The 24,545-nt window shown below is 37.3% G+C and carries 25 protein-coding genes and 1 other annotated feature; of the genes, 14 read left to right on the top strand and 11 right to left on the bottom strand.

The features are described 5' to 3' along the window. The first annotated feature begins 169 nt into the window (after positions 1–169). The gene (locus CN326_RS01400) at positions 170–673 is read left to right on the top strand and encodes a DinB family protein (RefSeq protein WP_098305479.1); all 504 of its coding nucleotides are present in this window, start codon (positions 170–172) and stop codon (positions 671–673) included. A 113-nt stretch (positions 674–786) separates the two neighbouring features. Here the strand turns inward: CN326_RS01400 and CN326_RS01395 are convergent, their stop codons facing one another. After that, entirely contained in the window at positions 787–1,902 is a 1,116-nt protein-coding gene (locus CN326_RS01395) for an aminopeptidase (RefSeq protein WP_098305477.1), read from the bottom strand. 185 nt (positions 1,903–2,087) lie between these two features. Between CN326_RS01395 and CN326_RS01390 the strand changes: the two genes are divergently transcribed. The 5 genes from CN326_RS01390 to CN326_RS01360 all read left to right on the top strand — a co-directional run bounded on the left by CN326_RS01390 (position 2,088) and on the right by CN326_RS01360 (position 6,252). Beyond that, positions 2,088–2,591, top strand: a complete 504-nt coding sequence (locus tag CN326_RS01390; RefSeq protein WP_098305475.1) for a DUF948 domain-containing protein — start codon at positions 2,088–2,090, stop codon at positions 2,589–2,591. 1 nt (position 2,592) lies between these two features. Then, positions 2,593–2,919 carry a bacillithiol system redox-active protein YtxJ gene (gene ytxJ / locus CN326_RS01385; protein WP_098305473.1) on the top strand — a complete coding sequence of 109 codons (327 nt, stop codon included), beginning with the start codon at positions 2,593–2,595 and terminating at the stop codon, positions 2,917–2,919. 317 nt (positions 2,920–3,236) lie between these two features. Beyond that, the gene (locus CN326_RS01380; protein ID WP_098305471.1) at positions 3,237–4,307 is read left to right on the top strand and encodes a bifunctional 3-deoxy-7-phosphoheptulonate synthase/chorismate mutase; all 1,071 of its coding nucleotides are present in this window, start codon (positions 3,237–3,239) and stop codon (positions 4,305–4,307) included. Between the two features lie 470 nt (positions 4,308–4,777). After that, a complete protein-coding gene (ccpA, locus tag CN326_RS01365; protein ID WP_098305467.1) occupies positions 4,778–5,776 on the top strand; it encodes a catabolite control protein A in 999 nt (332 codons plus the stop codon). A 203-nt stretch (positions 5,777–5,979) separates the two neighbouring features. Next, positions 5,980–6,252, top strand: a complete 273-nt coding sequence (locus tag CN326_RS01360) for a DUF3917 domain-containing protein (RefSeq protein WP_098305465.1) — start codon at positions 5,980–5,982, stop codon at positions 6,250–6,252. Between the two features lie 133 nt (positions 6,253–6,385). Here CN326_RS01360 and mscL read toward each other — a convergent pair whose 3' ends face one another. From mscL to CN326_RS01320, 8 genes are all read right to left on the bottom strand, one after another. Beyond that, positions 6,386–6,787 carry a large conductance mechanosensitive channel protein MscL gene (mscL, locus tag CN326_RS01355; protein ID WP_098305463.1) on the bottom strand — a complete coding sequence of 134 codons (402 nt, stop codon included), beginning with the start codon at positions 6,785–6,787 and terminating at the stop codon, positions 6,386–6,388. A 146-nt stretch (positions 6,788–6,933) separates the two neighbouring features. Next, positions 6,934–7,710, bottom strand: a complete 777-nt coding sequence (locus CN326_RS01350; RefSeq protein WP_098305461.1) for a C39 family peptidase — start codon at positions 7,708–7,710, stop codon at positions 6,934–6,936. A gap of 187 nt (positions 7,711–7,897) precedes the next feature. Continuing rightward, the gene (locus CN326_RS01345) at positions 7,898–9,313 is read right to left on the bottom strand and encodes an FMN-binding glutamate synthase family protein (RefSeq protein WP_098305459.1); all 1,416 of its coding nucleotides are present in this window, start codon (positions 9,311–9,313) and stop codon (positions 7,898–7,900) included. A 221-nt stretch (positions 9,314–9,534) separates the two neighbouring features. After that, on the bottom strand, positions 9,535–10,017 hold the full coding sequence (locus CN326_RS01340; RefSeq protein WP_098305457.1) for a DUF3995 domain-containing protein: 483 nt from the start codon (positions 10,015–10,017) through the stop codon (positions 9,535–9,537). Between the two features lie 54 nt (positions 10,018–10,071). Continuing rightward, positions 10,072–10,929 (bottom strand): alpha/beta fold hydrolase, encoded by an 858-nt coding sequence (locus CN326_RS01335; RefSeq protein ID WP_098305455.1) that lies wholly within the window; start codon positions 10,927–10,929, stop codon positions 10,072–10,074. Between the two features lie 52 nt (positions 10,930–10,981). Next, on the bottom strand, positions 10,982–12,148 hold the full coding sequence (locus CN326_RS01330) for an acetoin utilization protein AcuC (RefSeq protein WP_098305453.1): 1,167 nt from the start codon (positions 12,146–12,148) through the stop codon (positions 10,982–10,984). Next, complete coding sequence (locus CN326_RS01325) at positions 12,145–12,789, bottom strand: acetoin utilization AcuB family protein (protein WP_098305451.1); 645 nt, start codon at positions 12,787–12,789, stop codon at positions 12,145–12,147. The genes CN326_RS01330 and CN326_RS01325 overlap by 4 nt, the downstream gene beginning before the upstream one ends. Positions 12,790–12,805: 16 nt before the next feature. Then, positions 12,806–13,438, bottom strand: coding sequence for a GNAT family N-acetyltransferase (locus CN326_RS01320; protein ID WP_098305449.1), 633 nt, complete (start codon positions 13,436–13,438; stop codon positions 12,806–12,808). A gap of 187 nt (positions 13,439–13,625) precedes the next feature. Between CN326_RS01320 and acsA the strand changes: the two genes are divergently transcribed. The 5 genes from acsA (at position 13,626) to CN326_RS01295 (ending at position 18,680) form a co-directional block, all read left to right on the top strand. Next, entirely contained in the window at positions 13,626–15,344 is a 1,719-nt protein-coding gene (gene acsA / locus CN326_RS01315; protein WP_098305447.1) for an acetate--CoA ligase, read from the top strand. A 177-nt stretch (positions 15,345–15,521) separates the two neighbouring features. Continuing rightward, the gene (locus CN326_RS01310) at positions 15,522–16,148 is read left to right on the top strand and encodes a LysE family translocator (protein ID WP_098305445.1); all 627 of its coding nucleotides are present in this window, start codon (positions 15,522–15,524) and stop codon (positions 16,146–16,148) included. A 68-nt stretch (positions 16,149–16,216) separates the two neighbouring features. Further along, positions 16,217–16,443, top strand: a binding site (T-box leader). Between the two features lie 65 nt (positions 16,444–16,508). Then, positions 16,509–17,765, top strand: coding sequence for a tyrosine--tRNA ligase (gene tyrS, locus CN326_RS01305; RefSeq protein ID WP_098305443.1), 1,257 nt, complete (start codon positions 16,509–16,511; stop codon positions 17,763–17,765). Positions 17,766–17,826: 61 nt separating this feature from the next. Next, positions 17,827–18,393 carry a mechanosensitive ion channel family protein gene (locus CN326_RS01300; RefSeq protein ID WP_098305441.1) on the top strand — a complete coding sequence of 189 codons (567 nt, stop codon included), beginning with the start codon at positions 17,827–17,829 and terminating at the stop codon, positions 18,391–18,393. Between the two features lie 134 nt (positions 18,394–18,527). After that, on the top strand, positions 18,528–18,680 hold the full coding sequence (locus CN326_RS01295) for a transporter (RefSeq protein ID WP_098305439.1): 153 nt from the start codon (positions 18,528–18,530) through the stop codon (positions 18,678–18,680). Positions 18,681–18,729: 49 nt separating this feature from the next. Here CN326_RS01295 and rpsD read toward each other — a convergent pair whose 3' ends face one another. Continuing rightward, positions 18,730–19,332 (bottom strand): 30S ribosomal protein S4, encoded by a 603-nt coding sequence (gene rpsD / locus CN326_RS01290; protein WP_098305437.1) that lies wholly within the window; start codon positions 19,330–19,332, stop codon positions 18,730–18,732. A gap of 350 nt (positions 19,333–19,682) precedes the next feature. Between rpsD and megL the strand changes: the two genes are divergently transcribed. Next, a complete protein-coding gene (megL, locus tag CN326_RS01280; RefSeq protein ID WP_098305435.1) occupies positions 19,683–20,858 on the top strand; it encodes a methionine gamma-lyase in 1,176 nt (391 codons plus the stop codon). Between the two features lie 12 nt (positions 20,859–20,870). On the opposite strand, the gene CN326_RS01275 is transcribed toward megL, so the two are convergent. After that, the gene (locus tag CN326_RS01275; RefSeq protein WP_098305433.1) at positions 20,871–21,350 is read right to left on the bottom strand and encodes a GAF domain-containing protein; all 480 of its coding nucleotides are present in this window, start codon (positions 21,348–21,350) and stop codon (positions 20,871–20,873) included. Between the two features lie 236 nt (positions 21,351–21,586). Between CN326_RS01275 and refZ the strand changes: the two genes are divergently transcribed. Together refZ and ezrA are read left to right on the top strand one after the other, a co-directional pair. Next, positions 21,587–22,225 (top strand): forespore capture DNA-binding protein RefZ, encoded by a 639-nt coding sequence (gene refZ / locus CN326_RS01270; RefSeq protein ID WP_098305431.1) that lies wholly within the window; start codon positions 21,587–21,589, stop codon positions 22,223–22,225. A gap of 425 nt (positions 22,226–22,650) precedes the next feature. Continuing rightward, the gene (gene ezrA / locus CN326_RS01265) at positions 22,651–24,360 is read left to right on the top strand and encodes a septation ring formation regulator EzrA (RefSeq protein WP_098305429.1); all 1,710 of its coding nucleotides are present in this window, start codon (positions 22,651–22,653) and stop codon (positions 24,358–24,360) included. Positions 24,361–24,545 lie beyond the last annotated feature (185 nt).

The following is a 24,545-nucleotide window of genomic DNA, read 5'->3' as shown; positions in this document are numbered from 1 at the left end:
AACTTTTTGGGTTCACTTCACAAATGAAGGTTCCCCTAATTACTATATAAAAATCAACATTTAAATTTAACAGAGCCTAATTAAAAAAGTGTGAATCTAGATGGTCACTATCATCATTGCCTCTATTCTATGCTTTGCTTGGAATATAGAGAAAAGGGAGATGTGAAATATGACAAATTCCACATTAGAAATGTATGACTACCATGTATGGGCGACTCAAAAAATGATTAATCGATTAAAAGAACTGCCTCAGGATATTTACACCAAGGAAATACAGAGTATTTTTCCTTCTATATCAAAAGCGTTATCTCATATTTATCTCACCGATCACTTATGGTTAAATGTGATTTCTGGTAAAAGTATGAATGAAGCATTCGAATTAGTAAATCAATTAATAGAGCAAACAGAGTCAAAAAATATCGAGGAAATGGAGAGTAGCTTTTTCGATTTATCAAAGAGGTATAAAGCCTTTCTGAGTGTTCAGGAAGGTATGGAAAAAGTAATTGTAGTTGATAATCCATATGCTGGTTTACTTACAACTTCTATTTCTGAATCTATACTACACGTCGTTACTCATGGATCTTATCACCGCGGTAATATCGCAGCTATGTTACGACAACAAGGTCACGCTTCCGTTATGCAAGATTATGGTCTTTATTTGTATAAGAAGTAATCTTCTATTAGGGAAAATGAGTACCTTTATTTTGTATTTAGCTTGTAATGTAGAAGAAAGGGAGAAATAAAAACAAAAGTGAGCACAACAACCTGTGCTCACTTTCTCTATACTTATTTTAAGTTCTCAGGATTTAATGCTTCTAATTCAGGTACAACGAAGCGGCCATCTTTACGGATTAATACGTCGTCGAAGTAAATTTCTCCGCCGCCGTATTCAGGGCGTTGGATGCATACTAAATCCCAGTGGATGTTAGAGTTGTTGCCGTTCCATGCATCTTCGTATGCTTGTCCTGGTGTGAAGTGGAAGCTGCCGTCGATTTTTTCATCGAATAGAATATCGCCCATTGGATGTAAAATGTATGGGTTTACGCCAATTGCGAATTCACCAACGTAGCGTGCGCCTTCATCTGTATCGAAAATTTTGTTAATGCGTTCTGTATCGTTTGCAGTTGCTTCAACGATTTGACCGTCTTTAAATGTAAGTTTTACATTTTCGAACATGTAACCGTTGTACGGAGATGGTGTGTTGTAAGAAACTGTACCGTTAACAGAATCACGAACAGGCGCAGAGTATACTTCGCCGTCTGGAATATTTAAGTGACCAGCACATTTAATTGCTGGAATGTCTTTAATTGAGAATGTTAAGTCAGTTCCAGGTCCAACAAGACGTACTTTGTCTGTTTTGTTCATTAACTCAACAAGATTGTCCATCGCTTTATCCATTTTAGCGTAGTCTAAGTTACATACATCAAAGTAGAAATCTTCAAATCCTTCTGTGCTCATTTTTGCAAGCTGTGCCATAGAAGCGTTTGGATAGCGAAGTACAACCCATCTTGTTTTTGGAACACGAATGTCTCTATGTACTTTTTTACCTACTGTGTTGCCGTAAATTTTCATGCGTTCGCTTGGAACGTCAGCTTGTTCATTTACGTTATCACCAGAGCGAAGGCCGATATAAGCATCCATATCCTTCATTACGCTTGCTTCATATGCAGCGATTTGCTCGAAATGTTCTTCTGTTGCACCCATCATTAAAGAGCGGTCTACTTGATGATCTTTTAATAGTACGAATGGATAACCACCAGCTTCATATGCAGCTTTTACAAGTGCTGTTACAAGCTCTTTTTGTAAGCCGAAGTTTTCGATTAACACTTTTTCGCCTTTTTGTAAACGAATAGAGTAGTTAATTAAATTTTTTGCTAATGTTTCAATACGTGGGTCTTTCATATGTAAAGCCTCCCTTATATATGTATCCTTTCTTATTGTAACCTACTTGTCCGAATTTGTTTAATAATTTAGGTTGCATTTGCCAAACAAATATGAAAATTAATACGAAATATGGAACAATTAGAATGAAACGGAAAATGATTGTATAATAGGAGAAAACATAAAAAGATAAAGGAGTGATTCGTATGCAAATTCTTTTATACGTCAGTGTAGCCATTATCGCAATTGCGTTTGCCGTATTAGTTGTATATGTATGTAAGACTTTAGTATCTGTCCAAAAAACGTTAGAAAATGTAGCAAGTACGATGGAAGGTCTTGAAAAACAAATGCAGGGTATTACTGTGGAAACAGAGCAGCTTCTTCATAAAACAAATGCATTAGCAGAAGATATTCAACAGAAATCACAGTCGTTAAATAAAGTTGTGGAAGGTGTAGAGGGAATTGGAACAACGATTCATTCTTTAAACACAAGACTACGCAGCGTTTCTGATTCTGTTGCAGATCAAGTAGAAAATAATGCAGATAAAGTAGCACAAGTGGTGCAATGGAGTAATGCGGTCATTGATGTGTACAATCGCTTTCGTGCAAAAAAGAAAGAGGATGAAGTAGAGCAGTTTGAAAAGCCAGAGAAAAAACCGAAAAAAGAAAAGAAATTACCGCGACTTCCGATTCGAATGAGAGGCGAATGAAATGAGCATGACGAAGATTGAAACAATGGAGCAATTTGAGGAATTAACAGCAAGTAAAGAGCCGTATATCTTGTTTAAACATAGTACAACATGTCCAATTAGTCACGGTGCTTTCACAGCGTTTCAAGAATATCGTAGTGAAGAGCAAGCTGTACCGGCATATTATTTATATGTGCAAGATGCACGTCCTGTTTCAAATAAGGTTGCCGAGCATTTTGAAATTAGACATGAATCACCACAAGTATTATACATAAAAGATGGTAAAGTGCTATGGCATGCATCGCATTGGAAAATTACAAAGCAAGCGTTACAAGAGAATATAAAGTGAAACTTCCATCAGTGGGGGGTTTTTCATCCTCCACAGATGGTTAGTTGAACCAATCGGGCTCTTACTGCCCAAAAGTAGCGGGATAAAATAAGAGAAAGCAAGCAAATGTGCTTGCTTTTTTAATTTTCTAAAAATAATATTGACGTACCATGCGTTTTACGATTAAATTAAGAAAAAATAACGATTCCATACGCAGTCTAATGCGAAGTGTATGAAGTGACATCCGCATATGTATCATATATAATAAGTTATCTTATGAATGATATTTATATCTTTTTATTAGTATACATATAAAATTTGAAAGAGGTGGCTTTATTATGGCATCACAGGAATTAGATCGTTTACGTTCTCAAATTGATGAAAAGAACTTACAAATTTTAAAATTATTAAATGAGCGCGGTCGTCTTGTACAAGAGGTTGGTAAATTAAAAGAAGTACAAGGTGTGAAACGTTTTGATCCAGTACGCGAGCGCAAAATGCTCGATTTAATCGCAGAAAACAATGATGGACCATTCGAAACATCAACGCTTCAACATTTATTTAAACAAATTTTTAAAACAGGTTTAGAATTGCAAGAAGACGATCATCGTAAAGCACTTCTTGTATCTCGTAAGAAAAAGTCAGATGATACGATTGTTGATATTAAAGGTGAAAAAATTGGTGATGGCAATGCTCACTTTATTATGGGACCATGTGCAGTTGAAAGTTATGAGCAAGTTCGCCAAGTAGCGGAAGCAATGAAAGAACAAGGATTAAAACTTATGCGCGGCGGTGCATTTAAACCGCGTACATCACCATATGATTTCCAAGGTCTTGGTGTTGAAGGGCTGAAAATTTTACGCCAAGTAGCAGATGAGTATGATTTAGCTGTAATTAGTGAAATTTTAAATCCAAATGATATTGAAATGGCGCTTGATTACGTAGATGTAATTCAAATTGGTGCGCGCAATATGCAAAACTTTGAACTATTAAAAGCCGCTGGTTCTGTCAATAAGCCCGTATTATTAAAACGCGGATTATCCGCAACGATTGAAGAGTTTATGTATGCGGCAGAATATATTATTGCACAAGGGAACGGCGATATTATTTTATGTGAGCGCGGCATTCGTACGTATGAGAAAGCAACGCGAAATACATTAGATATTTCTGCTGTACCAATCTTAAAGAAAGAAACGCACTTGCCGGTTGTTGTAGATGTAACACATTCGACAGGACGCCGTGATTTATTATTGCCAACTGCAAAGGCAGCGATGGCAATCGGAGCAGATGCGATTATGGCAGAAGTGCACCCTGACCCAGCTGTAGCACTTTCAGATTCAGCGCAGCAAATGGATATTCCAGAATTTAATGCATTTATGAACGAATTAAAAGCATTTCGTATGAGATAAAGTGAAACTTCCGTTAGTGGGGGTTTTCTTCATCCTCCACTGATGGTTAGTTGAACCAATCGGGCTCTTACGGGCAGTTATCCCCCACTTAGCTTCTTCGTTTTCTCTGAATCTTGAGGTGGGGGCCTTACTGCCCGTTAGTGCGGGATAAAGTGAAACTTCCATCAGTGGGGGCTTACTGCCCGCGAATAGCGGGGTAAGAATGGCTTCAAAATCTATGCAGTTAAATGCTGCATAGATTTTTTTCTGGAAAATAAGTATTTTTCTATTTAAAATATGAAAATATAAGAAAAGGAACGAATTTTTTCGAAACTTTTTCGGGAAAATATTGTCTCAATCCTTATTTGTATCGTATCATTAGTAAAAGGGCTCGGGAGTGACATCTTCAAGTAGAGTGGATGTCTTTTTTTTCATTCAAGTTAACCGATACATAGTATATAGATAAATTTTATAAAGGAGTGTGTGAAAAGATGAACGTAACAATTTATGATGTAGCGCGCGAAGCAAATGTCTCAATGGCAACAGTATCACGTGTTGTGAACGGCAATCCAAATGTAAAACCGACAACAAGAAAGAAAGTACTAGAGGCGATTGAGCGCCTTGGCTACCGTCCAAATGCAGTAGCACGAGGATTAGCAAGTAAGAAAACAACAACAGTAGGGGTTATTATTCCAGATATCTCTAACACGTTTTATTCAGAACTTGCACGTGGTATCGAAGACATCGCAACAATGTACAAATATAATATTATTTTAAGTAACTCAGACCAAAACAAAGAGAAAGAGTTCCATTTATTGAATACAATGCTTGGTAAGCAAGTGGACGGCATCGTATTTATGGGAGAAGATATTACAGACATTCATGTAGAAGAATTCAAAAAATCTCCTGTTCCAATCGTACTTGCGGCATCATTTGATGAGCAGAACATTACACCATCTGTAAATATTGATTACACACAAGCAGCATATGATGCAATGAAGCATTTCTTAGAGCAAGGTCATACACGCATTGCTTTCGTATCTGGTCCTTATGTTGATAAAGCAGGCAGCGCGAAAAAATTACAAGGGTATAAACGAGCATTAGAAGAAGCTGGTATTGCTTACGATGAAGAGCTTGTTGTTGACGGTGATTATACATACGATTCAGGTATGGAAGCATTAGATAAGCTATGGGAACTTGCTGAAAAGCCAACAGCAGTATTCGTATCCTCTGATGAAATGGCATTAGGTGTGATTCATGCAGCTCAAGATAAAGGTCTAAACGTGCCTAACGATTTAGAAGTACTTGGTTTTGACAATACACGTCTTGCAATTATGGTACGCCCGCAGCTTTCAACAGTTGTACAACCAATGTATGACATTGGAGCAGTTGCAATGCGCTTATTAACAAAATACATGAACAAAGAAACAGTAGAAGATCATACTGTTATCTTACCGCACAGTATTAAGTTTAGAGATTCAACAAAGTAATAAGGAGAAAACTCGTGGAAATACAACCACGAGTTTTTTTATTTTATAAAGAGTTCAATAGTCGCTGTGACATTTGTTTTTAGATGGAAGTTTCGCTTTACCACTATTTCTAATGTATAATGATTATAAAGTGAAACTTCCATCAGTGGGAGATCATACTGTTCGTGAATAGCGGATAAAACTATGTGAGGGGGAGATGTGAAATGATAATTCTTTGGGGAATTACGCTTTGTGTGACGGCTATATTCGCTTATATGACGTTAAAGCAGAGTGGTATGAGACGCTTTATTCCTGGTGGTGTTTTGGCAGGGATAGCCCTAATCACATACGTTACTTCGATTTTTTTAGAAAGCGCTGGAGAACAAATACATGACAGTTTTGTGTTTTTTTCTATTACATTATTTGTAGGCGCTATTATTATTTTACTTGTCGCAGGTATTATTTTGTTTATTCATACAAACTCAGAAACGCTATAAAATGGAACTTCCATCAGTGGGGGGATTCATCCCCCACTGATGGAAAGTTCTCACCAATCGGGCTCTTACTGCCCAAAAGTAGCGGGATAAAAAAGAGAGCAGATCTATGTCTGCTCTCTCTTTGTCTATTTCATTATGCCTTGTCTCTTGATGCATTTTGCTGTTTTAATAAATCACGAATTTCTGTAAGAAGCGCTTCTTCTTTCGATAAAGCAGCTGGTACTTCTTCTTTCTTCTCTTCTTCTTTTTTGAATGATAGTTTGTTGAATAGTTTAATGAATAAGAAGATAGAGAATGCAATGATAAAGAAGTCAACAATAGTTTGAATGAATGCACCATATTTTAATGTTGCATCACCTACTGGATAAGAAAGACCCGTAAAGTCAACGCCACCTAGTAAAATTCCGACCAATGGCATAATAATATCATTTACTAATGAAGAAACAATTTTACCAAATGCGCCACCGATTACTACCCCGACAGCTAAATCCATGACGTTCCCTTTTAAAGCGAACTTTTTAAACTCGTTCCACATTTATAATTCCCATCCTTTTCACAATTATGTATAAAATTATTAGTTCTATCCCATACATTGTATATAGATTTAAGGTAGAAATAAAGAGTAAAAGGGAATGAAAGTGAATTCGGAAAACTGAATGCGTTTTCCTTTTTTTGTATTTGTTAACGATACGACAAAGCTTGCTTTCCTAACGCATCCCAAGATTGAATAAACGTTTCTTTGTTTACCTTCAGTGCTTTTTTCTCCGTTAAAGGATCATTAATATAAACGTATCCATCTTCAAAGCCTACGAGTACAACAGCGTGTAAATCTAGAGGAGCTGTAATGTTTTCGTTTCCATGTTTCCAAGACGCCCATTTGTCAGGAAGTTTGTAATCCCCTGTTGTCCAAACTACTGCAGGTTTACCTATGTTGATTTGAGCTAGCACATCATCAAAAGATTTTCTTGTTAAATTTACTGTGCGATTTGGAAGATACTGTTCCATTAATTGTTGTAGCGGTTCAACGTAAACAGCAAATCCCATAGTTTTCCCTGTTATATCTCCAACGAATCCTTCTTTAGGGTTTCCCCATTGAAGAATGTCTCCGTCTTTGCTGACAGATGGCGGATCATTGTCTTTTTTTATATTATTTGCTAACTGCATTTTATCGACTTTCACGCCAGCATGTTGCAGTACCATCGCTAAGCTCGTCACTTCACAGCCGAATTTCAGCTCAGGTTTTTGAGGTATGAGCGGTACATCTAAAATAACCTTTTCTTGTTTTGGAGGAGTTGGAGGTTGTAGTGGTTCGTTTGAGGGCGATGAATATTTCACATTTTTCGTTAATTCGGCTTCTTCATATTTGGGATGAGATGCATGCTTTTCAGTGGAAGCCTGTTTAGTAGAATAGCCTGTCATAAATGTAAATAGGGTATACAAAATTAGAAATCTTTTCATAGCGTTCACCTTCTTTATGTAGTGCGGTACATGGTGTAATGATAGCGTTTTTTATTAAGTTCTTTCATTTCTCATGAAAATATGCAAAAGATACAGGATTCGGTTGAAGAGTAAAAAAAGAGAAATTCCTCTCAGTGAGAAGATGAAGAACTTCTTTACTGATAGGGATTTCTCTTTATTGACGCACTTAATTCTGTACTTGCTTGTCTTCCCAAGCTTCAAATGAAAACGGAATTCCAACCATTTTAGCAGTCAACTCATCGTACGATACTAAATCTTTTTTTGACAATTCTTTTAATGAGCGTTTTCCCATTGCTCTTAATGCCATTTTTATTTCTTCTACACTTGCGGTTAAAAACTTTTCAGCAGATTTTACTCCATCTTCGACATTAAATTGATCTTTAAATTTCCCGTTGTACCAAACAGCTTGTGTCGGTGGCTCAAAAGGAAGTGCATTGAAGGATTGAGTATGTGAGAGAGAAAATAACATTGCAGAGCCAAGATACACGGCATCAGCGCCGAGTGCGAGCACCTTCAAAAAATGTCCAGGGACTAAAAGTCCTCCGGAGACAATTAAGCTTATTTCTCCTTTCTTATTTCTTTTTTCTAAATGATTCACAGCACGAACGACTGCATGCAATGTTGGAATACCAAAATCATCGCATAAAATAGGTGGAGCCTCTTTCATCGCTGCCTGTCCTCCATCAATCGCGATAAAATCAACACCTTGGTCAATTAAATGATCAATATCTTCTTCAATCTTTCCGCCTGCCCCTATTTTCACACCAATGGGGACACCGCCAGATAAACTCCTTAGTTCCTCAACTAGTTCTTTTATATCCCTTAATGTTTGATTTTCAAAAAAATGTTCAAAAATCACAGCATCCTCATTTTCCTTAAGCCCCATCACTTCGCGAGCACGACCTGTTAAATCTTTAGGCTCGATTTTCTGGCCCATCCCGGCTAGTGCCCCTTGACCAAGTTTAATTTCGATCATGTTAGCACGCTTAATCACTTCTTTTTCCTTTGCCCATGCTGTTTTCGAAAACTGTAAAATATACTTCCCGGCTGTGTCTAACTCTTCAGGCAAGATTCCTCCTTCACCAGAATTAATCGCTGTTCCTGCATTTTTAGCTGCTTCTACTAATGAAAGCCTTGCTTGTTCACTAAGCCCTATCCCATAGCCCATCCCACTAATCATTAGAGGGATTTGAACTTCCAGTGGTTTTTTTGCTTTTGGTCCAATGGTTATTTTTAGATCAATTTCTTCTTCACCATCAATTGGAAATGGTGTCGTTTGTGCAGGAATAAAGGTTATCGGATCCAAGTGTGGCCATTTTTTGGAAGATCCAGCAAGTGGTCGCTGAAGGACGCTGCCTGTTTCTGCGCGCAAGCTATTTTCCAGCATATTTTGAATGCCCATATGCCTTAGAGTTGGTATCAACTCTGTAATATTTTCTTGATAATTATCGGTTAAAATAATTTTTCCGTACTTCTTCACCGTTAGTTCTATGATCCAACGCCAACCAATAAATAGGAATAATAATAGAACAAATACAATGGACAACATTGCAAACGCTATATAAATAAAAATGTTCGGCATATTCACTTCTCCGCTATAAATTAAATAGTTGTTATTATCATTATTCCTCAAAGAGCGATAATTATCATTTGATATGAAACACTGTACGGAAAAATATAACAATAAAGTTGTTTAAACCTAAAGGCTATTCAGCGATTGCGGCTAATTGTTGAATAGCAAACTTCATACAATTACTATTAGGTAATTAGTCTTTTTTCGAATTAACGTTCCTTGTTATTATTTCAGATATTATTGTATCTTGTAACTCTACATTCTCTAGTTTTTTTTATAGAAAAAAAATAAAATATACCTCCGATCATCCAGTAAGGCTCCCAGAGTACCAATCTCCAGAAGGTGGCATATCTATCTAATTCAAGGTTTAAAACACCAATTGCACTCAAGGATATTGTTATGAAATTGAACAAACCGTATAAAAAAAGTAAAAGTCCACAAATTTTTATTATGAGATAGAGCGACTTTTGAATCCGAGAATTTCCCCATTTCATTAACAACATGATGAGCAATACTACTCCGAGCAATTTTATGAATCCAGTTATCCAAACGATTGCTATAAACGATGGTGTTGGATGTAATGCCATTTCATAAATTGCACCTCCTAGGGATCTAACACCAAACATGCCCCCCGCTGCCCAATAGAAACTCAAGCCAGAAAATAGTAGTGACCATATCACTCCTAAATACAAAAAATACTTATTGGTTTCCATAAAAATGGCTCCTCGTATTAAAATAACAATGCTCCTTTATCCCATTTTGAAGCATTATACTTGGCCACTTCCTTCTTTTAAAGAATGATAGAACGCTGTAGTAACAGATAAAAATTTCTCTTTCTCTTCTAAAAAGGGATAATGATTGCTGTGTTCAAAAGAAATAAAAGAAGAGTTTCGTATGCCTTGATGTATTTGTAGGGAAGAGGCAATGGGACATTGAACATCGTGTTTTCCACAAATGATTAACGTTTTTGTTGTTACGCTAGAAAGGTGTTCTCTTAAATCAAAGCTACGAAATTCTTTTGAAAAATAGTTCATACGGCTTGCGGCCATCGTCTTATGAATAGGTTTTGAAAAGTATGTTTCATATTGCTCTGGATGGTATAAAGATAGCTTCGCACGCTTGACTGATAAGGCATTTCTTTCTTCTTTTGTAAGATGTGGTAGTTTCAAATCTTCAATCAGTTGCTGCATATATGCAAACTGCGGATGATCCGGATGATAAATGCAGTCTTTTGTTTTTGTGTAATCGCTGGCAGCAGCGCCAACTACTACTAAAGATTGTAATGACTGCGGATGGTTTATCGCGTACATTAGTCCAAGCATGCCGCCGGTAGAGTGTCCTGCGAAATGCCATGATGAAATGCGGAGCGCTTCACGAATTGCTTCTAGGTCTTCAACTGTTTCTTCCATACTTAATTCTTCTTCTTTACAAGTAGTTACTGAATGACCTGCATCTTTTAGGTTGATTAATATAACTTGATGTGATGATGTAAAGCTATCGGCAAAGTAATCTCCTGTTTCATTAAACTGTGAATATAGGTGTGTTACACAGAGGGGTTCTCCGTTTCCTTTTGAAAATAGTTCAAAAGTACCACGCTTTGTATGGATGAGTTGTTGTGTCCACATAAAAAATCACCCTTCATAAAAAAGAATAGGAGCAAATCTCCTATTCTTTTATTTAATATAATGCCTTTTTTGTATTATTCCGAATAATTTCAAGAGACTTTGCCACGGTTAATGCGTTTTTTTCTTCGATTTCTGGTTTTCGAGGGATAGGATTATACATGTTGTTAGGGTCTTCCCATGTGAGGGGAAGTTCAGTTGTTGCTTGTCCTTTCCAAGCTTCAATCCATTCTGGAGGGAGATAACCTGAGATGTTCTGGATGTTATTCATTTCGAGCCAAATGAGTGCCCAAGCTCTTGGAACGACGCGCCACATATCATAGCCGCCGCCACCGACTGCAATCCAGCGACCATTGCAATATTCATGAGCAATTTCATGAGCAAGCCTCGGGATTTCACGGTAAATTTGTATCGTTGAACAAAGATGTGTTAGAGGATCATAGTAATGAGCATCCGCTCCGTTTTGCGTTAAAATAATATCTGGTTTGAAATAATCGGCGACTTCACGAATGACAGTGCGATACGCATGTATAAATGAATCATCTTCTGTAAAAGCATCAAGAGGAACGTTAAAAGAATAGCTGTATCCATTGCCTTGACCACGCTCGTTTACAGCACCTGTTCCTGGAAATAAGTAACGCCCTGTTTCATGTAAGGAAATTGTGCATACGTTAGGATCATCATAAAAGGACCACTGTACACCATCACCGTGATGAGCGTCTGTATCAATGTATAAAACGCGAAGACCATATTTTTGCTGCATATACTTAATAGCAATCGAGCTGTCATTATAAATACAAAAGCCAGATGCTTTGCCGCGAAAGCCGTGATGTAAGCCGCCTCCTAAATTTAGAGCATGTTCTGCTTTTCCTTCAAGGATTGCATCGACCGCAGTTAATGTCCCCCCAACAAGAAGGGCGCTTGCTTCATGCATATTGGCAAACATTGGCGTATCTTCTGTTCCAAGACCATAAGACATTGCAATTGATTTTTCTAGCGTTCCTTCTCCAGCACGTTTTACCGCATTTATGTATTCCTCTGTATGAATTAAAGCAATTTCTTCATCTGTTGCGATTCGTGGTGGAATGACTTGTGAAGGGTGTATGAATCCTCCTTTTTGAAGCAAATCATATGTCAGCTTTACACGAAGCTGATTAAAAGGATGATCAGGACTAAAGGAATAGCCCTGATAATCTTCTGAGTAAATGAATACATTTTTCATGTTCCCATCCCCGCGATATTCGGCCATAACACACGGTAGCCTTTTTGTTCTAGTTCTTCAATTGCTTTAAGAGGATTCATTGTTTGAATGCGGAAAACAAGAACTTTGTCGCTCTCTTCTTTTGCTGGATAGACGAGAACACTTACAATGTTAATTTTCAGTTCACTAAAAACAGCAACAACTTTTCCGAGAATACCAGGTTCATTTTTTATTTGAATTTCAATTTGTGAACTTGGTTGATGAGCACCTGTTAATTTGACGAGCGTATGCAGTACAGTCGATTCTGAAATAATACCGACAAGCTTACCGCTTTTTGTAACAGGAAGACAGCCAATTTTATTTTCGAAAAATAACGTGGCGATTTCTTCAACGAAGTCAAGAGGATGACATGTCATAACGGGATGTTTCATAATACGTTCAACTGGCTCGTTAAGAGCATCCTTTGAAACGTGTTCATCAAGAATAGATGGACTTGCATCTCGAACGTCACGGTCGGAGATAATCCCAACGACTTCATATTTTTCATTTACAACTGGAATGTGACGGATGCTTTTTGCTGCTAATGTTCGTAAAGCTGTTTCAATCGTGTCGTTTGGGCGCAGCGCTGTTACATTTTGATTCATAATTTCTTCAACAATCATGATGTAATCCTCCCTTTTAGTACATGAAACGATTTTGGAAGCGTAAGCGGTCAAACTTTTGAATGGATTGTGTATCAACGCGTTTTCCGATGCGAACCATTAAGCAGTTTGCTGGATGCGAACAAATTTCAGGGTCATCCGTTGCCATCCATTCAAGTCCACCAGCATTCATCATTTTTTCCATTACTTTTCGATATTCCCAAACATTTAAGCCGGTTTGTTTTAAATCCCAGTGCCAATAATACTCAGTTGTTAAAATAATATAATCTTCCATATGATCATCCATCATGGAAACTTCTAATAAATTCTTTCCGACAGCACATCCGCGAAAATCTGATGCAACCTCAATGGCACCAAGTTCGATTAAATCGTCCATTTTCCCTTCAGACCATCTCTCAAGCGGATCGGGATATAAATATGTTACATAGCCAACAATCGTTTGTTCATGACGAGCAATAATGATGCGGGCTTCCGGTAACTTAGAAATTTCGACAATTGCTTTATATTGCTGGTCGGCAGGTCGAAAGGCAACTAAATCAGGATGAAACTCATACATTTCTAAATTATGCGTTTTGACAGGACCTTCAATAACTAAAGTTCCTTTCGGCGTTTTCAAGTTTCTTACGTTGTATACCTTACTATGAATCAATTTTAGGCTCACCACCTTCAGGGCTTTGTGAATCTACTATCTATTTTCATACTACTGTACTCAGTATGCGATGTGAATCGAAATTTGTCAGTAAAAATTTGTGCGAAATTTGTAAAAAATACTGAAAATTATAAAAAATATATTTATAATAAAAATACATGGAGTACATAGAAGGGGGATGTAAAGAATGAAAGTAGAAACGCTTCCAGTAATTAAAGGTGAAAATAATTTGTTAAATTATGATGAAGCATATCAAAATTTTAATTGGGAAGAAGTAAATCAAAACTTTTCTTGGCATGAAACTGGGCGAGTAAATATGGCTTATGAAGCAATTGATCGACATGCTAAATCCCACCGAAAAAATAAAGTAGCATTGTATTATCAAGATGGCGAGAGAAAAGAGAAATATACATTTAAAGAAATGATGGAGTTTTCGAATAAAGCAGGGAATGTCTTAAAGAATTTTGGGGACGTCGAAAAAGGCGATCGCGTCTTTATTTTTATGCCTCGTTCACCGGAATTGTATTTTACTTTACTTGGTGCTGTAAAGCTAGGAGCAATCGTCGGACCATTATTTGAAGCTTTCATGGAAGCGGCTGTTTGCGACCGCTTAGTGGATAGTGAAGCAAAAGTGCTTGTGACAACGCCAGAATTGTTAGAGCGCATACCTCTTAATGATTTACCAGCATTAAAAACGGTATTTATCGTTGGTGAAAATGTAGAAGAAGGCGGTAAAATTACAGCGTTTAACCCACTTTTTGAAAAAGCTTCTAATAAATTGAATATTGAATGGCTTGGAAGAGAAGATGGACTTATTTTACATTATACGTCTGGTTCTACAGGGAAACCAAAAGGCGTGTTGCACGTTCAAAATGCAATGGTTCAGCATTATCAAACAGCAAAATGGGTGCTAGATTTAAAAGAAGACGACGTATACTGGTGCACAGCTGATCCAGGCTGGGTAACAGGAACTGCCTATGGTATATTTGCACCGTGGTTAGTCGGGGCGTCGAACGTTATTGTAGGAGGACGCTTTAGTCCAGAGGCATGGTATGAAGCGTTGCAAGATTATGGTGTAACGGTTTGGTATAGTGCTCCGACAGCATTCCGCATGCTAATGGGTGCTGGTAACGATACGCTTAAAAAGTATGATTTATCACAGCTACGCCACGTGTTAAGTGTTGGTGAGCCGTTAAATCCAGAAGTAATTCGTTGGGGAATGAACGTATTTGGTCTTCGCATTCATGATACATGGTGGATGACAGAAACAGGAGGACAAGTTATTTGTAACTATCCTTGTATGGAAATTCGTCCAGGATCAATGGGAAAACCAATTCCAGGCGTGAAGGCAGCAATTGTTGATAATGAAGGAAATGAAGTGCCGCCATATACGATGGGGAACTTAGCGATTGCGAAAGGTTGGCCATCGATGATGCGTGCTGTTTGGAATAACCCGCAAAAATATGAGTCTTATTTTATGCCAGGAGACTGGTATGTATCAGGTGACTCTGCGTATATGGATGAAGATGGCTACTTTTGGTTCCAAGGGCGTATTGATGATGTTATTATGACGTCAGGTGAGCGCGTTGGTCCATTTGAAGTAGAAAGTAAATTAATCGAGCACGCTGCTGTAGCTGAAGCTGGTGTAATTGGTATTCCGGATCCAGTACGCGGAGAAATTATTAAAGCGTTTATCGCACTGCGCGCAGGATATGAAGCGTCCGATGAATTAAAAGAAGATATTCGTCAATTTGTGAAAAAAGGATTAGCTGCTCATGCGGCACCACGCCAAATTGAGTTCCGTGATAAATTACCGAAAACGAGAAGCGGTAAAATTATGCGCCGTGTATTAAAGGCCTGGGAGTTAAACTTGCCAACAGGAGACTTGTCTACGATGGAAGATTAAATAAGAAAGGTCTGAACTACACTTGGTTCAGGCCTTTCTTGTTTAGAGTATAGCGAAGTTGTATTCAAATTGTTTAGCGTTACATATAACTTATTGTAATATGTAAAATGCAACAGAGGATGCAAGAATGTTAATATAATGGGATAAAGAAAAGATTTAACCTGTGGAGGGATGTTAATGACGCAATATTATCTTTTTGTTACTATGTCAATTTTTCTTATTATTTTGCCAGGACCTGATACGGGATTAGTAACTCAGAATACAATGCTGCAGGGAAAACAAGGCGGAATGAAAACTGTTTTTGGTATTTTATGTGGTTTAAGTATTCATACGTTAGCAGCTGTACTTGGGATTTCGGCAATTCTTGTTAAATCGGCATTTTTATTTTCTATTTTTAAGTATATTGGTGCTATTTATCTTATTTATTTAGGATGTGTATCATTATGGTCTTTACGGAAGAAAGGAAAACAAACAGAGGATATGACAGTTAAAAGTAAGTATCAGGGCACTTCTTGCTTCCGGCAAGGTTTTCTTACTAATTTGTTAAATCCCAAAGTAGCTATTTTCTTTCTAACATTTTTACCACAATTTATACAGCATGATGGAAATACGTTTTTTCAACTTTTTATTATGGGAATGACATATACAGTTTTAACCTTTCTGTGGTTTATACTCTATATTTATTTAATCAATGCGATTCGGACGTGGATGAAAAAGCCGTCTACAGAGCGGGCTATTCAAGGTATAAGCGGTTTTGTACTTGTGGCATTTGGTATTAAATTAGCGCTGGAAAAAAGACCGTAGTCATTTTTATAAGTAAAGCTCATTTGACATGCATATACAATTGATGGTATAAAAGAAAATATATAAATAATCGAGCGTGGAAAGGGAACAGTAGTGATCATTTCCCTGTTTTAGAGAGCTGATGGTCGGTGGAAATCAGCACATAAATGATCGTGAATTACACCTCTGGAGCATCTTTCTTCGATTGGATTTCATCCGAAAGGGGAAAGACGGTGATAAGCCGTTATGTGAATGAAGTGGCAGGCTTTTTGTTTGCAACTAGGGTGGTAACGCGATGAGTAAAATCGTCCCTTATTGAAGGGGCGATTTTTTTATGTTTTTAAAATCCGCGCAAAAACTATTTCTAAAGGAGTGAATTTGATGAACATTTTACAAGATCTTGAGTTCCGTGGTTTGATTAATCAACAAACGGATGCAGAAGGTTTACAAGAGTTGCTAGAGAAAGAAAGTGTGAAATTATACTGTGGCTTTGATCCGACAGCTGACAGTTTACATATTGGTCATATGCTTCCAATTTTAATACTGCGTCGCTTCCAACAAGCGGGACACCAACCAATCGCACTTGTTGGCGGAGGTACAGGTTTAATTGGTGATCCAAGTGGTAAAAAAGCAGAGCGTACATTAAATGAGAAAGAAACAGTTGCCTTTTTCAGTGAGCGCATTAAAGAGCAGCTTTCTAGCTTCTTAGATTTTGAAAAAGCAGGTAATCCAGCGATTATCGCAAACAACTATGATTGGATTGGTTCTTTAGATTTAATCACATTCTTACGCGATATCGGTAAAAACTTTGGCTTAAACTACATGTTAGCGAAAGATACAGTTGCATCTCGTTTAGAAACAGGTATCTCATTTACAGAGTTTAGCTACATGATTTTACAATCATACGATTTCTTAAACTTATACCAAACATACGGCTGTAAATTACAAATTGGTGGTAGTGACCAATGGGGGAACATTACAGCTGGTCTTGAATTAATCCGTAAATCAGAAGAAGATGCGAAGGCGTTTGGATTAACAGTACCTCTTGTAACGAAATCTGACGGTACGAAGTTTGGTAAAACAGAAGGCGGCGCAGTTTGGTTAGACCCAGAAAAAACAACGCCATACGAGTTCTACCAATTCTGGATTAATACAGATGATCGCGATGTTGTTAAATACTTAAAATACTTCACATTCTTATCTCATGAAGAGATTCTTGAATTAGAAAAACAAGTAGCAGAAGCGCCGGAAAAACGTGAAGCACAAAAAGCATTAGCTTCTGAAATGACAAAACTTGTTCACGGCGAAGCAGCATTAGAGCAAGCAATCAAAATTTCAGCAGCACTATTTAGCGGTTCTGTTGCAGAATTAACAGCAGCAGAAATCGAACAAGGCTTTAAGGATGTACCATCTGTGGAGCGTAACACAGAAGATGCATTACTAGTGGATGTACTTGTAGAAAGTAAAATTTCACCATCAAAACGTCAAGCGCGTGAAGACATTACAAATGGCGCGGTTTATGTGAATGGTGAACGTACACAAGAGTTAGACTACACGGTAACAGAAAAAGACCGCATTGAAGGCAAATTTACAATCATTCGCCGCGGTAAGAAAAAATATTTCTTAATTCGTTACTAATATGCGAAAAAGCGTAAGAATCCTTACGCTTTTTGCATTTTAAAGGAGAGGAGTTAATATTTTGGATATTCAGAAATTCTTTGAAGATTATATTTTAAACCCAGAAAAATTAATGAGCTTTGGGGGAACTATCCTAAGAATTATTATTATTTTTATTGTTGCAAAAGTGGTTATTCGCGTAACTTGTGTAGGAATTGAACAAATTTTTAAGATGAGCAGCAAAGCGCCTGTTCGCACGAATGAAAGACGTGAGGCGACATTAACGAAGCTTTGTCAAAATATTGTTCATTATGTTGTGTATTTCATGGTAGTTGTGACGGTTTTAGACACAGTAGGAATCGATATTAAAGCACTTCTTGCTGGGGTGAGTGTGGCCGGTTTAGCAATTGGTTTTGGTGCACAAAACTTAGTAAAAGACATTGTAACAGGATTCTTTATTATTTTTGAAGATCAATTTTCAGTTGGCGATAAAGTGAAAATTAATGATATCGATGGTATTGTCGAAGAAGTAGGGCTTCGTACGACGCAGCTAGTTGCAGAAGAAGGGGAGATTTACTTCATTCCAAATAGCTCAATTACAAAAGTTGTGAACTACTCTTTAGGGGAAAAGCGTAAAGAAATAGCGTAAGAGAATATATAAGACTTCGGTATGTGATACCGGAGTCTTTTTTGTTCAAAAATTTTCCGTATGTTCACTTCAAGTTCATAACAAGCTTGTATGATGTAAGTATCATAAGTGATAGAAAAAAGGAGCTTAACTATATGTCACTAGAAGCATTAATTATCTTTTCGTTACTGAACGCAGGACAGTTAGCAGAAAATGAAAAAACTCACTTACAAAAAAATCAAAGTGAATCACATGTTTATGTAGAGAAACAAGAACGTAATGAAACCATGAATATAAAGCTTAAATAAATATTTTTACAAAGAAAAAAGCCAATCCAAAAGGATTGGCTTTTCATCATTAACGAGAGTAGAACTCTACGATTAACGCTTCGTTGATTTCAGCAGCTAATTCAGCGCGCTCTGGTAAGCGAGTGAAAGTAGCTTCTAATTTGTCAGCATCGAAAGTTAAGTACTCAGGTACGAAGTTGTTAACTTCGATAGCTTCTTTAACTACAGCTAGGTTCTGAGATTTTTCGCGAACGCTGATTGTTTGGCCTGGTTTAACGCGGTAAGATGGGATATCAACGCGAGCGCCATCTACCATGATGTGGCCGTGGTTTACTAATTGACGAGCAGCGCGACGAGTGCGAGTTAAGCCCATGCGGTAAACTAGGTTATCAAGGCGAGCTTCAAGAAGGATCATGAAGTTTTCACCGTGTTTACCCATCATTTTACCAGCTTGGTCAAATGTGCGACGGAATTGACGCTCAGTCATGCCGTACATGTGACGAAGTTTTTGTTTTTCTTGTAATTGTAAACCGTATTCTGAAAGTTTCTTACGTTGGTTAGGACCGTGTGGACCTGGTGCGTAAGGGCGTTTTTCTAATTCTTTACCTGTGCCGCTTAGAGAGATTCCAAGACGACGAGAAAGTTTCCAAGATGGACCTGTATAACGAGCCATGAATGACTCCTCCTTTAGATGTTTTTATTTTTGTAAAATAAAAACAGACGTAATTGACATTTATGCGTATTTCATTTTCATGTACCCTCGCTCCAGCAGCAGGGAGTTACACGATACACCTCTTCGTGAGGAACAAAATACAAACAATAAACTCACATTACAAGGCTGCCTTTTTATTTTACACAAAGGCTATTATATCTGTTTATTAGGAGGGAGTCAAGAATATCAATTTTTATTTTATACATATAAATTTTGGAAAAATGCAAGAAGGAATTTTATGAATGCTCATGGAAAGGATAGCAACAGATAGAAAACGCTTACATAGTATGGAGTATAAGGGGGATGTTTGTATGAAAAAGAAACATATCGAAACGACGTTAGTCCATCACGGGTATGATGCTGCGCAGTATAAAGGGAGTTTAACACCTCCGTTATTTCAAACATCTACGTATACATTTGAAACAGCCCAGCAAGGGGAAGCGAGTTTTGCTGGATATGATTCAGCTTACATTTATTCTAGACTTGGCAATCCAACAGTCGAGTTATTTGAAGAAAGAATGGCAGCTTTAGAAGAAGGGGCAGCTGCGCTTGCATTTGGCTCTGGAATGGCAGCTATTTCAGGGACGCTTTTAGCCTTTTTAAAAGCGGGAGATCATATTGTTTGTTCTAACGGATTATACGGTTGTACGTATGGATTTTTAGAAGTATTAGAGGAGAAATTTGCAATTACGCATACATTATGTGAGATGGAAACAGAAGCAGAGATTACAAGTAGTATTCAACCGAATACGAAGATCATTTTTGTAGAAACACCAATTAATCCAACGATGAAACTTATTGATTTAGAACTTGTTGTAAAAGTAGCAAAGCAGCATGGGCTTCTCGTTATTGTTGATAATACGTTTTGTTCACCATATTTACAAAGACCGCTTACATTAGGCTGCGATGTTGTTTTGCACAGTGCGACAAAATATATTGGCGGTCATGGTGATGTTGTCGCGGGTGTTACGATTTGTAAAACAAAAGAGCTTGCAGAAAAAATTCGTCCGATTCGCAAAGATGTTGGAGGAATTATGTCACCATTTGATGCATGGCTGCTTTTGCGCGGTTTAAAAACATTAGCAGTGCGGATGGATCGCCACTCTGAAAATGCAGAAAAAATTGCTGCTTTTCTGAGAAATCATGAATTAGTAGAAGATGTATGGTATCCGGAAGGGATGCTTGCAAATAAACAAATGAAGCGCGGCGGTGGAGTGCTGTCGTTTACAGTAAAAGGTGGAAAAGAAGAGGCACAGGCTTTGATGGATAACTTAAAGTTAATTGCAATTGCAGTTAGCCTTGGTGATACAGAAACGTTAATTCAGCATCCAGCAACGATGACACATGCGGTTATTCCAAAACATATTCGTGAGCAGATGGGTATTTATGATAATTTACTACGCTTATCCGCAGGACTTGAGGCGTGGGAAGATGTCGTAGTAGATTTAGCACAAGCGCTGCAAAAAGAAAAAACGGCTCTATCTTAAGAGCCGTTTTTTTTATATATGGTTTAATAAAGTTTCTACAAATTTCTCTAAATATGTTTGATCGATTTCATCAAAACGACCTTTATTTGGGCTATCGATGTCTAGTACGCCAATGACCTCACCGTTTTTGATAAGTGGTACAACAATTTCTGAATTAGAAGCTGCATCACAGGCGATATGTCCAGGGAACTGATGAACATCAGCGACAAGTTGCGTCGTTTTTGTTTCCGCTGCTGCGCCGCATACACCACGGCCAAATGGGATACGAACGCAAGCTGGTAATCCTTGAAATGGTCCAAGTACAAGCTGATTTCCTTCCGTTACATAAAAGCCCACCCAGTTAATATCTTGTAAAAACACATTGAGTAAAGCAGATGCATTTGCTAAGTTAGCTACTACATTTGACTCACCTGTTAATAATGCATCGAGCTGTTTGATTACTGTTTCGTATTGCTCCTCGCGTGTACCTGTATATCCTTCTGATGTAAACATAAAAACGCCACCCTTTCTCTAGTGAAATGTAAAATTATTGCAAAATAAGCTATAATTCGCATGACTTTGTCGATAGAAAATTAAAGGAATTTGTCCTAAAAGTCAAGAAATTTACATAAAAGTGAAACTTTCATCAGTAGAGAAGGGCGTCCTCCGTTGATGGCTAGTTGAACCAACGGGCTCTTATTGCTTGCTAAAGAATAAAAGCTGTTCTACGAAAGGGAGTGAGTAAGTATATGACACAGGCGAGACAGAAGATTATCGATGCGGCAATTTCGCTATTTTATGCGAAAGGATATAATGGTACATCGGTGCGTGATATAGCAAAACAAGCAAATGTCAATGCTGCCAATATTTCGTATTATTTTGCTGGAAAACAAGGATTGCTGGAACAGTTAGTGTCAGACTTTTTAGAGGGGTACTTACGTGTAATTGAAATGCCATTTGAACAGCGGAATTTTTTGTCTTCAAAAGAAGTATTATTTCAGATGGTACGCAATATTTTACAATATCAATTTGAGCGAAGAGAACTTACTCGTTTCTTTTACAGAGAACTTTCATTAGATAGCACATTAATTCGAGAAGTAATGACGATTTACTTTTCAAAAGAGAGATATTATGTGGAACAACTTATTAGAAAAGGTCAGGAAAATAAAGAATTTCAAAAAATATCCTTCACGATGTTTATGACGCAGCTGAAGGGGATGATCAGTATGCCATATTTATATCCGCAATATATATCGGAAGTGCTGCATTCATTTCCGTCAGAAGTGTTTTTTATTGAAATGTATATAAAGGAAGTAGAGCAGTGGATAGAGAAAACTCTTTGTATAGAGCATTCGCATTATCGTCTGCCGAGAGCGGCTTATGTATAAAGAAAATCGAAAAACATAAAAACAGCTTGTTACCAGTATATATGGGAACGAGCTGTTTTTATGTTTACTTCCTAATGAAACAGTATCTTCTTTTTTGCATTCTTATATAGTAGTATGTCAATGAGATGGTAATAGTACTTACTTTATCCCGCATTAACGGGCAGTAAGATCCCTACCTCAAGATAGAAGAGAAATACTGTTTTTAGCAATTATAACTTTTGGTTAGAGGTGTAACCATAATGAATTTGGAGGTAGTAAATTCTTTCGTTAAATTTTTCTAAAAACTAGGCCAAAAACATATGATTACATGGTATGATTAGTACATTGACAGTTGTTAAATATAGGGGATTTTCCTTTTCTTACATAACGCCTTCCATTTCAAAAAACGGAACGGACAAAAAACAAGATAAATAGGAGGCTTTTGAATGGATTCAATTTTAACGATCGTTATCATCGTAGTAAGCTCTATTTTGCTCTTCCTCATAGTAGAGCTTGTGATGAGAAATCGTTTATATAAAGATATCGAGGCATTGCAGCAATGGCAACAAGAAATTAAGGATAAGCCCGTTGCAGATGAACTAAAGAGAGTAAAAGAGTTAAATATGACCGGACAAACAGAAGAACTGTTTGAGAAGTGGCGAAATGAATGGGATGAAATTGTTGCTAATATTCTTCCGAAAGCAGAAAAAGAATTAGAAAGCGCTCAAAAGCTTGCCGCGCAATTTTCCTTCCGAAAAGCAAAACATATCATGAATGAATCCATTAGCAGTTTAGATGAAGCAGACCATCGGATTACTGATATATTAAATGAATTGCAAGAGCTGTTGGAAAGCTACGAGAAAAACAATTCAGAAATTGAACAGTTACGTGATACATACCGGAATATGAAAAAGAGTGTGCTTGCTCATCGCCATATGTTTGGCTCAGCAGAACAGAAAATTGAAGAGTTACTTGATGTAGAGTCGAAGAAATTTCAAACGTTTGAAGAAGCAACGCAAAATGGCGATTATTTAAAAGCGCGTGAAATTGTTAGGAGTTTAGAAGAAGGGTTATCAAATTTAGAACTAATTGTGCATGAAGTGCCTGATCTATTAGTAGAATGTCAAGCGACCTTACCAGTACAATTAGAAGACTTAACACAAGGTCACGACGATATGAAAAAGCAAGGCTATGTATTAAATCATTTGGAAATCCCAAAAGAAGTAAGAGAGATGAACAAACAACTGCAAACATGTCTTGCCGATTTAGAATATCTACATGTGTTGGAAGCAAAAGAAAAAATCGATGTTTTAAAAACGCAGCTCGATACGTTATACGAACAATTGGAATTAGAAGTGAGAGCGAAATATTATGTTGAGCAACAGACAGCAACTGTATACGAAGATTTAGAAACAATTCGAGAGCAGGCGTTGGAAACAAAAGCAGAAACACAATTTGTGAAGCAAAGTTATCAGCTGCAAGATAAAGATATCGAATCACAAAAAGTAATTGAAAAACAAATGCATATTTTGATGAAGCGTTTTGAAGTATTACAACTTCGTATTGCAGAGCAAGATATCGCCTTCTCTGTCATCCGAGAAGAGTTAGAGGAAATTTACGAGCAATGTGAAACATTGAAAGTACTTCACGCTGAGTACAAGGATATGTTACAAACAATGCGTAAAGATGAATTCGAAGCACGTGAAGCGTTACGAGAAATGCGCCATACAATGATGGAATCAAAACGTATGATGCAAAAATCAAATTTACCAGGTTTGCCAGATAGCATCATGGTTGATCTGCAAAACGGCCAACATGCGATGCAAAGTGTGTATGAGCAGCTAGAATTAAAACCGCTGAATATGGGCGTGGTAAATGGTACGTTAGAAGAAGCAGTAGCTATTGTAAATGGTGTATATGAAGCAACGCAAGAATTAATTGAGCAAGCATATTTAGTAGAGAAATTAATTCAGTATGGTAATCGTTATCGCAGTCATGATGATATGCTGGCACAAAGTTTAGATAATGCAGAGCAATTATTTCGTGAATATGAATACGATGCAGCTCTCGAACAAGCAGCTTCTGTATTAGAACAAATTGAGCCAGGTGTTGTCCAAAAGATTGCTGAATTTGTTGACGTAGAACAAACTCCTTAATATGTATTAAGGGGTTTGTTTTTTTGATTCAAATAACTTTTGTATGCGTGATGATGCAATATTGCTATAATGAATAGCGGAATATGGAGCGTTTTTTAGTTAAAAGTAGAAAAGCATACTTCCGCTTTAATGACGGAAACTATGAGCATGCTTAGCGTAAACGCATGAATTTATGATATGATTGT

The sequence above is a fragment of the Bacillus sp. AFS018417 genome, from assembly GCF_002560985.1.
Classification (GTDB): domain Bacteria; phylum Bacillota; class Bacilli; order Bacillales; family Bacillaceae_G; genus Bacillus_A; species Bacillus_A rhizoplanae.
This window is presented reverse-complemented; position numbering and strand designations above follow the sequence as displayed.

Coding starts and splice junctions, on each gene's coding strand:
- acsA (WP_098305447.1), top strand. CDS start 13,626: ATGAAAGTAGAAACGCTTCCAGTAATTAAAGGTGAAAATAATTTGTTA.
- CN326_RS01340 (WP_098305457.1), bottom strand. CDS start 10,017: ATGGAAACCAATAAGTATTTTTTGTATTTAGGAGTGATATGGTCACTA.
- CN326_RS01350 (WP_098305461.1), bottom strand. CDS start 7,710: ATGAAAAGATTTCTAATTTTGTATACCCTATTTACATTTATGACAGGC.
- CN326_RS01335 (WP_098305455.1), bottom strand. CDS start 10,929: ATGTGGACACAACAACTCATCCATACAAAGCGTGGTACTTTTGAACTA.
- CN326_RS01325 (WP_098305451.1), bottom strand. CDS start 12,789: ATGATTGTTGAAGAAATTATGAATCAAAATGTAACAGCGCTGCGCCCA.
- CN326_RS01395 (WP_098305477.1), bottom strand. CDS start 1,902: ATGAAAGACCCACGTATTGAAACATTAGCAAAAAATTTAATTAACTAC.
- CN326_RS01295 (WP_098305439.1), top strand. CDS start 18,528: ATGTCACTAGAAGCATTAATTATCTTTTCGTTACTGAACGCAGGACAG.
- tyrS (WP_098305443.1), top strand. CDS start 16,509: ATGAACATTTTACAAGATCTTGAGTTCCGTGGTTTGATTAATCAACAA.
- ezrA (WP_098305429.1), top strand. CDS start 22,651: ATGGATTCAATTTTAACGATCGTTATCATCGTAGTAAGCTCTATTTTG.
- CN326_RS01380 (WP_098305471.1), top strand. CDS start 3,237: ATGGCATCACAGGAATTAGATCGTTTACGTTCTCAAATTGATGAAAAG.
- CN326_RS01360 (WP_098305465.1), top strand. CDS start 5,980: ATGATAATTCTTTGGGGAATTACGCTTTGTGTGACGGCTATATTCGCT.
- ytxJ (WP_098305473.1), top strand. CDS start 2,593: ATGAGCATGACGAAGATTGAAACAATGGAGCAATTTGAGGAATTAACA.
- CN326_RS01330 (WP_098305453.1), bottom strand. CDS start 12,148: ATGAAAAATGTATTCATTTACTCAGAAGATTATCAGGGCTATTCCTTT.
- megL (WP_098305435.1), top strand. CDS start 19,683: ATGAAAAAGAAACATATCGAAACGACGTTAGTCCATCACGGGTATGAT.
- CN326_RS01390 (WP_098305475.1), top strand. CDS start 2,088: ATGCAAATTCTTTTATACGTCAGTGTAGCCATTATCGCAATTGCGTTT.
- CN326_RS01400 (WP_098305479.1), top strand. CDS start 170: ATGACAAATTCCACATTAGAAATGTATGACTACCATGTATGGGCGACT.
- rpsD (WP_098305437.1), bottom strand. CDS start 19,332: ATGGCTCGTTATACAGGTCCATCTTGGAAACTTTCTCGTCGTCTTGGA.
- CN326_RS01275 (WP_098305433.1), bottom strand. CDS start 21,350: ATGTTTACATCAGAAGGATATACAGGTACACGCGAGGAGCAATACGAA.
- mscL (WP_098305463.1), bottom strand. CDS start 6,787: ATGTGGAACGAGTTTAAAAAGTTCGCTTTAAAAGGGAACGTCATGGAT.
- ccpA (WP_098305467.1), top strand. CDS start 4,778: ATGAACGTAACAATTTATGATGTAGCGCGCGAAGCAAATGTCTCAATG.
- CN326_RS01345 (WP_098305459.1), bottom strand. CDS start 9,313: ATGCCGAACATTTTTATTTATATAGCGTTTGCAATGTTGTCCATTGTA.
- refZ (WP_098305431.1), top strand. CDS start 21,587: ATGACACAGGCGAGACAGAAGATTATCGATGCGGCAATTTCGCTATTT.
- CN326_RS01310 (WP_098305445.1), top strand. CDS start 15,522: ATGACGCAATATTATCTTTTTGTTACTATGTCAATTTTTCTTATTATT.